11 protein-coding genes and 2 pseudogenes are annotated in these 12,414 nt (G+C 68.3%); 6 read left to right on the top strand and 7 right to left on the bottom strand.

Annotated elements, in window-relative coordinates:
• Nucleotides 1–90 precede the first annotated feature (90 nt).
• Nucleotides 91–1,044, top strand: a complete 954-nt coding sequence (locus ACSNN7_RS00815; protein WP_436678540.1) for a GlxA family transcriptional regulator — start codon at nt 91–93, stop codon at nt 1,042–1,044.
• A 162-nt stretch (nt 1,045–1,206) separates the two neighbouring features.
• On the opposite strand, the gene ACSNN7_RS00820 is transcribed toward ACSNN7_RS00815, so the two are convergent.
• Nucleotides 1,207–1,647, bottom strand: a complete 441-nt coding sequence (locus ACSNN7_RS00820) for a hypothetical protein (RefSeq protein WP_436678541.1) — start codon at nt 1,645–1,647, stop codon at nt 1,207–1,209.
• Nucleotides 1,648–1,723: 76 nt separating this feature from the next.
• Here ACSNN7_RS00820 and ACSNN7_RS00825 point away from each other — a divergent pair.
• A pseudogene (locus ACSNN7_RS00825) lies at nt 1,724–1,786 on the top strand (hypothetical protein); the annotation flags it as partial.
• Nucleotides 1,787–1,909: 123 nt separating this feature from the next.
• Here ACSNN7_RS00825 and ACSNN7_RS00830 read toward each other — a convergent pair.
• On the bottom strand, nt 1,910–2,317 hold the full coding sequence (locus ACSNN7_RS00830) for a RidA family protein (protein WP_436678542.1): 408 nt from the start codon (nt 2,315–2,317) through the stop codon (nt 1,910–1,912).
• A gap of 102 nt (nt 2,318–2,419) precedes the next feature.
• Between ACSNN7_RS00830 and ACSNN7_RS00835 the strand changes: the two genes are divergently transcribed.
• Both ACSNN7_RS00835 and ACSNN7_RS00840 read left to right on the top strand, forming a co-directional pair.
• Nucleotides 2,420–3,016 carry a TetR/AcrR family transcriptional regulator gene (locus tag ACSNN7_RS00835; RefSeq protein ID WP_436678543.1) on the top strand — a complete coding sequence of 199 codons (597 nt, stop codon included), beginning with the start codon at nt 2,420–2,422 and terminating at the stop codon, nt 3,014–3,016.
• A 228-nt stretch (nt 3,017–3,244) separates the two neighbouring features.
• On the top strand, nt 3,245–5,071 hold the full coding sequence (locus tag ACSNN7_RS00840) for a LamG-like jellyroll fold domain-containing protein (RefSeq protein WP_436678544.1): 1,827 nt from the start codon (nt 3,245–3,247) through the stop codon (nt 5,069–5,071).
• A 466-nt stretch (nt 5,072–5,537) separates the two neighbouring features.
• Here ACSNN7_RS00840 and ACSNN7_RS00845 read toward each other — a convergent pair whose 3' ends face one another.
• The 4 genes from ACSNN7_RS00845 to ACSNN7_RS00860 form a co-directional block, all read right to left on the bottom strand.
• Entirely contained in the window at nt 5,538–6,524 is a 987-nt protein-coding gene (locus ACSNN7_RS00845) for a serine hydrolase domain-containing protein (RefSeq protein ID WP_436678637.1), read from the bottom strand.
• Between the two features lie 138 nt (nt 6,525–6,662).
• Nucleotides 6,663–7,462 (bottom strand): IS5 family transposase gene (locus tag ACSNN7_RS00850; protein WP_436678638.1). Its coding sequence is split into 2 segments (ribosomal slippage): nt 6,663–7,126 and nt 7,126–7,462, totalling 801 coding nucleotides; the frame shifts between segments, so codons are not numbered across the junction.
• 336 nt (nt 7,463–7,798) lie between these two features.
• Nucleotides 7,799–8,473 (bottom strand): hypothetical protein, encoded by a 675-nt coding sequence (locus ACSNN7_RS00855; RefSeq protein WP_436678545.1) that lies wholly within the window; start codon nt 8,471–8,473, stop codon nt 7,799–7,801.
• A gap of 203 nt (nt 8,474–8,676) precedes the next feature.
• A complete protein-coding gene (locus ACSNN7_RS00860) occupies nt 8,677–9,297 on the bottom strand; it encodes a hypothetical protein (RefSeq protein WP_436678546.1) in 621 nt (206 codons plus the stop codon).
• Between the two features lie 275 nt (nt 9,298–9,572).
• On the opposite strand from ACSNN7_RS00860, the pseudogene ACSNN7_RS00865 reads away from it, so the two are divergent.
• A pseudogene (locus ACSNN7_RS00865) lies at nt 9,573–10,001 on the top strand (transposase); the annotation flags it as partial.
• A gap of 672 nt (nt 10,002–10,673) precedes the next feature.
• Complete coding sequence (locus ACSNN7_RS00870; RefSeq protein WP_436678639.1) at nt 10,674–11,243, top strand: TetR/AcrR family transcriptional regulator; 570 nt, start codon at nt 10,674–10,676, stop codon at nt 11,241–11,243.
• A 219-nt stretch (nt 11,244–11,462) separates the two neighbouring features.
• Here the strand turns inward: ACSNN7_RS00870 and ACSNN7_RS00875 are convergent, their stop codons facing one another.
• Entirely contained in the window at nt 11,463–12,353 is an 891-nt protein-coding gene (locus ACSNN7_RS00875) for a LysR family transcriptional regulator (protein WP_436678547.1), read from the bottom strand.
• Nucleotides 12,354–12,414: the final 61 nt, after the last annotated feature.

Raw genomic sequence — 12,414 nt, forward strand, 5'->3', positions numbered from 1 at the left:
GGCCACGACCAGGATTGCGGAGCGATGGACGCACCCGGGGGAGGGCGTTGTCGCGCAAATGCCTGCTGTAGCAGGCGCTAGGATTTTGCCATGCATTCCGTGGTCGTCCTGGCCCTGCCGGGCACCCTCGCCTTCGACCTGAGCACTCCGATCGAGGTGTTCGGCCGGGTGCGGCTGCCTGGCGGTCGGCCCGGCTACAAGGTCCGGGTGTGCGCCGCCGAGCCGGTCGTCGCGGCCGGCCCAGTGCGGCTGGCCGTCGACCACGGGCTCGAAGCCCTGGCCCAGGCCGACACGATCGTCGTACCCGGCTGCGCCGACCCCACCGCGGAGGTGCCCGCGGTCGTGGTCGACTCGCTGCGGGCCGCGGCCGCCACCGGCACCCGGATCGCCTCCATCTGCGTCGGCGCGTTCACCCTGGCGGCGGCGGGGCTGCTGGACGGGGCTCGCGCGACCACTCACTGGGCGGCGGCGGACCTGTTCCGCGACACGTACCCCGCCGTGCAGCTCGACCCGGACGTCCTCTACGTCGACACCGGTCAGGTCGTGACGTCCGCGGGTGCCACCGCGGGCATCGACATGTGCCTGCACCTGGTTGCCCGGGACTACGGAGCGGCCGTCGCCGCCGACGCGTCCCGGCTGGCCGTTGCGCCGCTGTACCGAGATGGTGGCCAGGCGCAGTTCATCGTGCGCCACACCGTCGATCCCGCCGCCACCGGACTGACCGCGCTCTTCGAGTGGATTGAGGAGAACGCGCACCGGGACCTGACCCTGGCCGACATCGCCAGGCGGGCCGCGATGAGCGTACGGACTCTCAACCGGCGTTTTCACGAGGAAGCCGGGCAGACGCCGATGCAGTGGGTCAACGGCGTGCGTATCCGCCATGCCCAGCAACTTCTGGAAACCACCGACCGCGGCGTGGACAGCATCGCCCACCAGGTCGGGTTCACCTCGCCGGCGAACTTCCGCGTCCAGTTCAGACGGATCAGCGGCGTGGCGCCCGGGGCGTACCGTAACGCCTTTCGCCGGCGGCGGGAGGCGGGCTGACCGGGTGCTGGTCCATCCCGGTTCCTCGCCGCCGGCACCTGATGCCCCGCCGGCAGGCGCCGACCTCGCATCGTCGAGAGGCGCCGGTGGCGCGACCGCCCTGGTCGGCATCGCCGACGATGTTGGCGGTCGCGCCACCCCCATGACCATGAGCGTCGCCACTCAGGTCAACGTCGGTAGTGGAGCTACGGCTGGTTGAACGCCGTGACCGACGCCGACGGATGCCGGCCGGTCGGCGAGGGTCGTCGGCAGGTGCAGTTGTTCATCGGCGCGGCGTTGCTCGGCGTCCCGGTCGCCGATCTCCGCGTCGGGGACGGCGTCGGGGAGGTCGTCCTCCATGTACCGGAAGCGGGGATCGAGCCAGCCGTACAGCGTCCAGCCCAGGAGAGCCACCGCGCTGATCAGGATCACCAGCGCGAGACCGCGACCCGGGCCGGTACCGAGCATTGTCTCGACCGTGTCGGTCAGGGCGCCTCCCGGCTGCAGCATCGGGCTGAAGGCACGGTCGGCCAGCGGGCCGATGATGACGTAGCCGATCGGCATGGTGAGCATCATCAGGGTCATGTACGTCGAGAGCACGCGGCCCTGCAGCTCCAGGCCCACCTTCGTCTGCACCAGGGCCAGCCAGTGACCCTCCACGACGGACTCGCAGGGGGTGCCGGCCTCTGCCCGGCGGGCGATGTCCGGGGAGATCGTGGAGCTGCACCACAGCAAGCACCACGCGGCGTACGTCAAGGGCATCAACGCGACCCGTTCTGACCCTTGTGGCGATCCGACCTGGCTCGGGTGCTGGCCGCCCCCAGCGCAGCTGCCCTCGCCTGCTCGACCGCCTGCCGGAATTTCGTCCCGGCCCGGCTCCGTTCGGTCAGTCGATGACCGCGGTGGCCTCGACCTCGACCAGGAGGTCGGGGCCGGCCAGCGCGCTGATGCCCAGCCCTGTGAACGGGGGAGCCGGGGTGACGCCGAGCTTGGCGGCCGCCCGAGTGATCCCCTCCATCAGTGCCGGCATCTTGTCGGGCGTCCAGTCGACGACGTAGGCGGTCAGCTTCGCCACATCGTCGAAGGAGCCGCCGGCCGCGGCCAGAGCGGTGGCGACGTTGAGGTAGCACTGCTCCACCTGGGCGGCGTAGTCGCCCACGCCGACGGTGTTTCCGTCGGCGTCGACGGCGACCTGGCCGGCGATGAAGATCAGCTTCGAGCCGGTGGCGACCGACACCTGCCGGTAAAGGTCGACCTTCGGCAGTCCTTCAGGGTTCATCAGGGTGATGGCCATGTCTGTTCCTTGTCGGGAGTGGGATCGAGGCATCGTCTCTCTCGAACATAGCATGGTGATGCTATGTATTATCGCGGCATGGCGAGAGCGAAGGACCCAGCGGTGCGCACCCTGCTCATCGAGCGCGCCGCGCATATGCTTCGCACCCGCGAGCCCATCACCCTTCGCTCGCTGGTGGCCGGTACGTCCGTGTCGACGATGGCCGTCTACACCCACTTCGGCGGTATGGACGGTATGTGGAAGGCCCTGCGGCAGGAAGGCTTCACCCGCCTCGGAGCCAGGCTCGCCACGGTGACCACGTCCCAAGATCCGGTCCGGGATCTGACCGCACTGGTCGCCGCCTATGCCAACAACGCCTTGCAGCACCCCGACCTGTACCGGGTCATGTTCGACGCCGATTTCGGCCTCGAGGACGCCCAGGCCGCGGACGACACCCTGGAGTACCTTGTCCAGGCGGCCGAACGGGGCAGGAGGGCCGGCCGTTTCCGCGCCGACATCCAGCCGCTGGAACTGGCCACCCAGAGTTGGGTCATCGGCCACGGGCTGGTCTCCCTGGTCGCCACCGGCCCGCTGCCGCGCGAGACGCTCGACTACGGCACCACGCTGCTGACAGCCCTGTTCATCAGTTCAGGAGACCAGCCTGACACCTGTCACCAGTCGGTCGAGGACGGCTGGAAGCAGTTGCTCGCCACCGGGTAGCCCGGCCACGGTCCTCCGGCCTCCTCCTACCGTCTCCCGGACCAGCCGCGTCGACGACCGCGGGACGTCCAGCCGGTAGGTGATCTTATGTTGGCCGTCTGCCGCTGTTCAGCAACGGGCCCGGCACCGGCCACCCTCGGGCGTGACGGTGGCTGCATGATCCACCGTAAGAGTTCCGCACAGTCGAGTTCGCCCGATCCCGGCCGTGGCGGGGTCCACCGCCGGTCCTTGCTGCAGACAGCGATCGTCGCGCCCGCGGCCGGTTCCGCCGCGGCCCTGCTCGGCGGCGATGTCGCTGCGGCAGACGGTCGGGGCGGGGGCCGGTTCGATCCGGAGAGCCCACGATTCGCCGTCGCGGTGCTGCCCGACACCCAGTACCTCTTCGACGCCGACAGCTCCGATCCCGAACCGCTGCAGGCGACGTTCCGGTATCTGCGCCAGGATCGGGCGGACGCGAACATCGCCTTCATGACGCACCTCGGCGACGTCACCGAACACGGCACCGAGTACGAGATCGATCTGGCCGGACAGACGTTCCAGGCGCTCGACGGCAAGCTGCCGTACAGCGTCCTGGCCGGCAACCACGACATCCGGTCGTCCACCGACGACCAGCGCGGTGCCAGCGCCTACCTGAACGTCTTCGGGCCGCAGCGGTTCGCGAAGATGCCGACCTTCGGCGGCGCCTCCCCGGACGGCTACAACAGCTTCCACCTGCTGCGGGCCGGCGGCCGGACGTGGTTGGTGCTGGCCTTGGACTGGCGGGTCTCCGATCGGGGCCTGCAGTGGGTGCAGGGCGTCATCGACGCGCACCCGAAGCTGCCGGTCATCCTCACCACGCACGACCTGGCGTGGGCCGACAAGGAGGGACAGGCGCAGTTGTCGCAGCACGGCCAGCGGCTGTGGGACCGGCTGATCCGCCGTAACGACCAGGTCTTCCTCACCCTCAACGGCCACTACTGGCCGCCCGGGCGGACGGTGCTGACCAACGACGCCGGCAACGACGTCCACGTGCACATCGCCAACTACCAGGACCGCTACTACGGTGGCGCGGGCATGATCCGTCTCTACCACTTCGACCTCGCCCGCAACGTGATCGACGTGGAGACGTTCTCCCCCTGGTTCCTGGCGCGCGACCCTGCTCGTCGTACTCCGCTGGAGGCGGAGACGATCGAGCTGACCGGTGCGGTGGACAGGTTCAGCCTCGGTGTGGACTTCGATGCCAGGTTCCAGGGATTCGATCCGGTGCCCGTCGCACCGTCGCGGCCCCCGGCGTCGGTCACTCCCCGCGGCACCGTCGGCTACTGGCGCTTCGACTCGGCCGGACTCGCCGTAGGCGCGGCAGGCGCGCCGGTCACGGCGGGCACCGTGGTACGGGACCTCAGCGGCAACGGCAACGACCTGACGGTCCAGCTGCTCAACAGCAGTCCTGCCGAGGTGTTGACGTACTCGATCGAGCACCACCCCGGCCAGCCCGCGCACGCCAGCCTCCGCTTCGACGGCGGGAAGGGACCCGACCGCGGCGCGATCCTGCGCGCCGCGCCGAACGCGGCGATCAACAGCACGAAGTTCCTCGACGGCTACACGATCGAGGCGTTCGTCAAGCTGCCGGAACCGTTTGAGGGTGATCACGCCTGGATGGGGATCCTGAGCTGGGAGGGACGCAGCGGGGACGCCGGCAAGACCACGGGCTGGTCGCGCGACGAGTGCACGTGCAGTCTGAACATCTCGCCGGAGCGGTTCCTCCAGTACGTCGTTTACCCGGACAAGCAGGACGCCGACCCCACGTCGTGGAGTCACGCCCTGCTCACCGGCCGCTGGATGCACCTCGCCGTGGTCAACGACGGCCGGCGCACCGTGGTCTACGTCGACGGCTCCCGGATCGCCCGCAACCCCACCCAGCCCTCCACCGGTATCGCCACGCTCGGCCGGCCGTTCGTCATCGGGGCGACGTCGTTCAACCTCCGGTACGGACAGGGCTTCTACGGCTGGATCGGCGACCTCCGGATTACCGGCAGAGCCCTCCCGCCGCAGGAATTCCTCACCGCCCGCGCCTGAACGGGCTCCTTGCAGCGAGGAAGTTGGTCGCGGGGTCTCCGCCTGCCGGAGGCCCCGCGGCGACGGCCGGCGCTCACCTCACGCAGGGCGGCGGTGCTGGGGCGCGACGACAGGTCTCCAGGTGAGGTACGGCGGCGGGATGAACCGTTCCGGCCGCCGTAGGTGTGCGTGTGGCCGAACTGAGGAGAGCACATGCGCACCCTGTCGAGAAGCCGACGAGCAGTCGGGCCCGGTACGTCACGTCGTCGGCCGCGAGTGCCGTTGTCGTCGGCCGGCGCCGTCGCCGCCGGACTGCTGTTCCTCGTGCTGACAGTGTCGTCTGCCGTGCCGGCCGCACACGCCGCCGGGCAGCCCACGCCACCCGCCGGCGCAGGGGAGCAGCGGCAGGTCAAGGTCGTCGTCGTGCAACCGCATGCGCCCAGATGTGTGCCCTGCCGACGGGGCTGAACCGGCGGGCGCGGCGCCGTCAGCCCGTTGCGGGGAGGATGACCCGTTCCAGCACCGTGAGCGGGGTCCGCCACTGGTCGGGGTCGTTGTAGTTGCCGGCGGTGACGGCCACGGTGAGGTCCAGGTCGGGCAGGACGAACAGCCGCTGGCCGCCGTTGCCCATACCGGCGTACACCCGGTGGCCGGCGATGGGTTCGATGTACCACTGGTAGCCGTACTGCGCACCCCAGCTGGTCTGCAGGCGTGGCTGGAGCATCGCGCGGATCCAGTCGGTGGAGACGACCCGCTGGCCGTCCCAGGTTCCCTCGGTCAGCACCAGCTCGCCAAGCCTGGCCAAGTCGGGGGGCGCGAGTCGCAGCCCGGACGCGGCGGAGGCCACTGCGTCCGCGCCGGTCATCCACTGGTGGCTGCCGATGCCCAGCGGCGCGAACAGCATGTCCTGCGCGTACTGCGGCAGCGACTGCCCGGTGCCGTCGGCGATCAGTCGGCCGAGCAGAGCCGTGGCACCGCCGCAGTAGGTCCATCGGGTGCCGGGCGGCTCGAGGATCGGCCGCTCCAGGACGTACCGGTACCGGTCCGGTGCCAGCTCCATCGCGATCTCGGCGTTCGCCGGGCTGTTGTATGGGAGATCTTCGCGCCATTCCAGGCCCAACGACATCGTCAGCGCGTGCTCCACCGTGAGCCGGGCACGCTGGGGGTCGGCCGCCAGGTCGGGGTACTGCGGGAACAGCGGCAGGAGCGGCTCCGCCGGCGGCGGCACCAGCCCTTCGCCGAGGGCGATGCCGTACAACAGCGCGGTCACGCTCTTGGTGACCGACCGGATGTCGTGCAACGTCTCAGGCCCGAACTCGACGACACCCAGTGAGTCGCCCCAGGCGTAGTCCTCGCCGGCCCCGTAGTACTCCAGCAAGGTCTGACCCTCGCGAACCGCCGCGACGGCGTGCAGACCGCCGAGCTGGCCAGCTTGGAGTATCTCGGCGAGACCGTCACGCAACTGCGTCGTAATAGGCACTCCGAGGGGGCGATCGGCCAGAGGAACAGCATGCTCGGTATACCGGATTTCCGCTCTTGGAGCGGGCCGGGTGGGAGGGCGCGGCCCCGTCCGCCGCAGCTGCCCGCTGCGGCCGGGACCGACTAAGAACTCCTAACTCTTTGAGTGTTGGAGTCTGCGCCAGCAGATGATGGCGCAGGCGAGGGTGAGGAAGGCTTCGTGGATGTCGTCGCGGATCTCCCAGCGGATGCGGAGGCGGCGGAACCAGTGCAGCAGGGCGATGGTCTGCTCGACGACCCAGCGTCGGGTGCCGAGGCCGGAGCCGTGGTCGGTGCCGCGTCGGGCGATGACCGGGGTGATCCCCTTGGCGCGCAACTCGCGGCGGTAGCAGTCGTAGTCGTAGCCCCGGTCGGCGTAGATCCGATCAGGTCCCTGCCGGGGGCGGCCTCGGATGCCCTTGATCCGGGGGACTTTGTCGATCAGGGGCAGCAGTTGGGTGACGTCGTGGCGGTTGCCGCCGGTCAGGCTGACGGCGAGGGGGATGCCGCCCGCCTCGGTGATGACATGGTGTTTCGAGCCTGGCTTGCGGCGGTCGACCGGGCTCGGACCGGTTTTGGGCCGCCCTTGAGCGCCCGCACGTGGGAGCCGTCGATCACCGCCTGCGACATGTCGAGCTGACCGGCCGCCCGGAGTCTGCCGAGCAGGACCTCGTGCAGCCGTTGCCACACTCCGGCGTCGTTCCAGTCGCGCAGCCGGCGCCAGCAGGTCATCCCCGACCCGAAGCCCAGCTCCTGCGGCAGGTACTCCCACGGGATCGCGGTGTAGAGCACGAACAGAATCCCGCACAGCACCTTGCGATCATCGATCGGCTTGCGTCCGGGGAACCGGTGCCGGCGTGGTGGTCGGGGTGGCAGCAGCGGCGCGATCTCGGCCCACAGTTCGTCCGAGACGATCCACGGCGGCTGCTCACCCCTCCTCACGTTCAGACAGAACGATCCTCACGTCCCGAGGACACGCCCAACATCATTTCGTTAGGACCTCTAAGAACGGCTCTTCGGCTTCGTCGAGGTCGATCCGCCGCAGCCACCAGCCACACCGCACTCAGCGCGGACGCCGCGACGCACACCGGCACGCCGAGTGGATTGGCGCAGCGTCAGCGAGGCTCGAATCGAGCATAGCGACGCTGGCCGCCCCGGCTGGATCTGAGGCCGGGCAGCAGCGGGGTGAACGTCTGAGTGCTCACGCAGGCGAGTCCGGGAAAGTCGAGGTTCTAGGCCCGACGCCCACTTCTACCGTGCATACAAACTATGTCGAAGCTGTGTGGGTGATAATGTGCCGCCGCCCAACTGGTCCATACCATGCACTGTTCCGCTCATCACATCCCACAGAACCGCTGCCAAGTACGGGGGCCTCAGGGAAAGGCCAAACTTCTTCCTGAGGATACGCCGATCATTAACCGATCCCACAAGGGCAGGGGCTACTCCCGCCTCGCAGATCGCAAGCATTACACTATTGGGGCCAGCGTTCACCAACGTTGCGGACAGCGCCGCATTGAGTAACGAGGCAGCCGCCCCGGCGACAGGGTCCGATGTTGGCAGGTAAGCCGTCACGAGTTGTCGTCCAACAGTTTGTACCGCCGGGGGCAGATTGAAGCGCTGAAGCAGATCGTCGCTGTTGGCCACGATCGGCCAGGCGTAGTCGAATGCCCGCCGGAGCCATGGCTCCTGTAGCGGAGACGTCCCAAATCGCGTGACTATAACCAGATGCAGAATTTTTTTGCGCGCCTGCAGATACAGATTGTCGAAATGCCCTCCACTCATCTGCCTCAGCAACGCGAATCGCTGAGCCAGAGCCAACCAGTCCGTTGTATTGGTGGCAGCTCGCAGCGCTTCATCAAGTTGGGCCGGGACCCCTGCGCCGGCCAGATCAATGTCTCCGGCGGGGGTCAGTCGCTCAACGGCCACTCGTGCATATCCCTGCGCTAGGAGCGCGTGGTGAACGTAGCGTCGTTCCGTGGCGACATCCAAGCCGGCCTCCCGAAGGACTAACGTCAGTGACGCGAGCAGAGGCGCTGCACCTAGCCGATAAACACCTTCGTCGCAGGTAAACCTCCACTTATTCTTGCCACCCTACAACTTGCAGGAGATCAGTAGACCGCTCGAGCGGTTCACTTGCAGGCACGCTTGCACTTGTTCCAATAGCAGTCAGCATAGAGGGCCGAACACGCCGCGAGACATGCGGCATTCAGAGGAGGTGGAATGGCCGCACACGGGATACCACAGGTCGCGTAGGCTGCCGTGCAGCGAGCGCGACAACCAACGCACCGCCCCTTCGAGGAACTCGCATCCACCGCAAACCGTCGCACAGCGTCTTCTTCGAGACCTGCAGCGATGCTTCGGAAGTCCAGTACGCGCAAAAGGCTCGCATCAACCCCCCTAGGCTCACCCGACAATGCCCGGAGCATCTGGTCGTGGTCCGCTACGTAATTCAGGTCGGCCTCGGCGAGTTCCGAAGAACCAACCACCCCGCTTACGGTGACCGGGTCGTCAACTGTCAAGGTCAGCCTGATCTCACTGTCGGATACGTCCGGTCGCTGCGTGCCCACCGTCGTGACTACCTCGACCTCTCCCGTGTTGAGATGTGACGTCACCGTTTCGAGGACCAATTGATCATTCACGTACACGGCCAGGCGGCCAGCTCCGTCGACCTGATCGTTGATCACAAGCTCGGCACGTAGTGGATTGCCCTCGCGAGTCCTGCTTCCATGAGACGCCACGTACTCAGCCATGTCGACCTCCACCCGGGCTTACGAGAGGGGATCTGATTTACCCCCGTGGCATCAAGGTCATGCATCAGCTGGCTAACCAAATCGGGCGGCGCAGGGGTCACGTTCGAGATCACTGCCCAGGTCCGTCGATAAAGTGAGTCGCGTCGGGCGGGTCCGGGGACCGCGTCGAGGTCCAGGTCGGTGCGCATGGGGCTGACATCGGTCACTGAGTCTGACGGTGGTGGCGCCAGCCAGGAGAAGTCACCGCGCTCTGCGCGACGACGCGGCGAAAGCGGGATCGCGGCTCGAAGCACCACGTCCTGACCGAGGGCGCCGGTATCCCCGTGGCCGTGTCGCTGACCGGCGGCAACCGCAACGACGTCACCGAACTGCTCCCGCTGATCGACAAGATCCCGCCAGCACGAAGCCGCCGTGGCCGACCGCGTCGCCGCCCCGACCAACTTTTCGGCGACCGCGCCTACGACCACGACAAGTACCGCCGGGCGGTACGGGCCAAGGGCATCCGCCCGCGCATCGCCCGACGCGGTCAACCGCACGGCTCCGGTCTGGGAGTGGTCCGGTGGGTGGTCGAGCGCACGATCGCCTGGTACCACGGCATGAAATGGCTACGCATCCGGTGGGAACGCCGCGACGACATCCACGAAGCCTTCCTCGCCCTGGCCACCTGCATCATCACGTACCGACACGTCGTACGGCTTTGTTAGGACCTCTAAGCGAGCTGCCGCACTTTCCCACCGAAGGGTTGGCCCGCTTCGCCGACGACCCCGACCCGGCGGTACGGCGGCTCGTCGCCCTCGACCGGCACGCCACCCCCTGAACTCGTCGACCGACTCAGCACCGACCCGGACGCCACCGTGCGACAGGCGATGGCAAGCAGCCCACGCCTACTGGCACCGCGGATCACCGCACTTCTCTATGACCCTGAACTGGCCGAGGGCGCCGCGGCCAATCCGGCCCTGACGGTCGATAGATGCAGCAAGTCCTGGACAGGATGACCGCGGGATAACACCAGACGACCGAGGTGCACGCCGGCCCCGGCCCCGAACACATGCTCATGCCGCCGTCCGTGCGCGCTGGCCAGTCGCAGCCGTCACAGCCCGCCCGCCGACAGGTGCTGCCGGTGCCGAGATGGTCAGTTGGCGGCGGCGTCGTGCCGCGACACGCGCCACTCGTGCCCACGCCGGTAGCAGAGCGGCGGCCTCTGAGTCCGCAACCACCTACGCCCGAGCGGCTCGTTAGACCGGTGACGTCCCGTTACAGGCCTCGGCGTACGGCTTCACTGGAAGGTTCAGCAGCAGATGTCATCGCAACACGATATGAGCGGTCCCCTGAGACGACTCCCGGTGCAGGGCCGCAGCGTCGCGAGGGTGCAGCGGATCCTTGACACCTGTGCCGCACTCCTCGATGAGGTGGGCTACGACCGATTGACGACCACCCTCATCGCGGAGCGTGCCGATGTGGCCATCGGCTCGGTCTACCAGTTCTTCCCGGACAAGCGGGCCATCGTGCAGGCCTTGATACAGCGCAACTTGGAGGCGTACCTGCAGCGGGTAATGGATCGGTGCGACCGGGAAGGCCTGACGCACTGGTCGGAAGGCGTGGATGCTGGCATTGACGAGTACATCGTCATGCACAGGACGTTCCCGGGATTCCGCGCGCTGCACTTCGGCGATGCGCTGAGTGTGCGGCATGGGACCGAAGAGTCTGACAGTAGCGAGATCGCCTGCCACCTCGCGCGAGCACTGATTGAACGTTTCGCCGTCGCCGACAGTGAGCGTCTGTACGTCGTCCTGCAGATCGCGGTCACGGCCGCCGACGCGCTCATCAAGCTGGCGTTTCGGCGGCGAGCGGAGGGCGACGAGGAGGTTCTCGGCGAAGCGAGGGGCCTCGCACGCGAATACCTGCGTCCTCACCTGATACTGCACGGGGTAGGCGGGGACGAATAGGGACGGCGTGTGGCGAGAGGCAGCGTGCATGAGGCCGCGAAGCGGAAGCCCGAGCCAGTCGACCCAGTCAGGTGCAACTGCCCGGCCGTCGTGGATCGACCCGGTCGCTCGCCGAAACCCCGCGAGCGGCGCGAGTCTCTCGACTACGAGGTCTACGGTCCACGGCGGACAGCAGCATGCCGGGAACCAGGTGGTTGATATCGACGTCGCCACCGTGCGCTACGAGGATGCTGCGGCCTCCCGCAGCGCGGCGACGGCCGTCCGCGCCGCCGGCGTGTGGGCGACTGCGTCGTGCACCACCACATGGATCGAACGGACCGGCGTCGGGCGGACCACTCGGACGCAGGTCACGCCGTCGGGCAGGTGCGCCGCGCCGAGCGCGGGGAGCACCGTGAGGCCGATGCCGGCGGCGACGAGGGCGAGCGCCGTCGGGTAGTCGTGCGCCTCGACCCGGAAGGCCGGGCTGAAGCCGGCGGCGGTGCAGGCCTCGATGAGGTTGGCGCGGCACCAGCCGCGGGCGAAGTCGTTGTCGACCCAGCGCTCTTCGGCGAGGTCGGCCAGGTCCACCTCCTCCTGCCCGGCGAGGCGGTGCGCGGTGGGCAGCGCGGCGACGTAGGGGTCGTCGAGGAGGTGATGGGCGGTGAAGCCGGATCCGGGGTCGAACCCGGTACGCGCCACTACCACCTGCACATCGGCGCGTTCCTCCGGGCTGATCGGGATGTTCTCCTTCAGTTCGAGGTCGAGCCGGACATTGGGGAGTTCCGCGAGCACGCGGCGCACCACGAGCGGCATCCATGCCGCGCCCACCGACGCGAAGTACGCGATGGACAGCGCGCCGGTGCGCCCGGTCCGCAGGTCGGCGATCAGCGACTCGGCGGCACCGAGCCGGGCGAGCACCCGGTCCGCCTCGGCAGCGAGGGCGTGCCCGGCGGCGGTGGGCCGCAGACCCCGCCCCGCTCGCGACAGGAGGGTGAGGCCCGTCTCGCGCTGGAGCGCGCTGAGGTGCTGGCTGACGGCGGACGGCGTGTAGCCGAGGTTCGCGGCGGCCGCTTGAACGGACCCGGAAGCGACGACAGAGCGGAAGACGCGGAGGCGGTGGACGTCGAGCACGTCACAACCGTAAAGCCAGACTGAATCGTTGTGAAGAAACAGTCGCTGGTGCTGAACAATC

Origin of the sequence: Micromonospora sp. URMC 105 (genome assembly GCF_051386295.1) — a bacterium.
In the GTDB taxonomy this organism is placed as follows: domain Bacteria; phylum Actinomycetota; class Actinomycetes; order Mycobacteriales; family Micromonosporaceae; genus Micromonospora.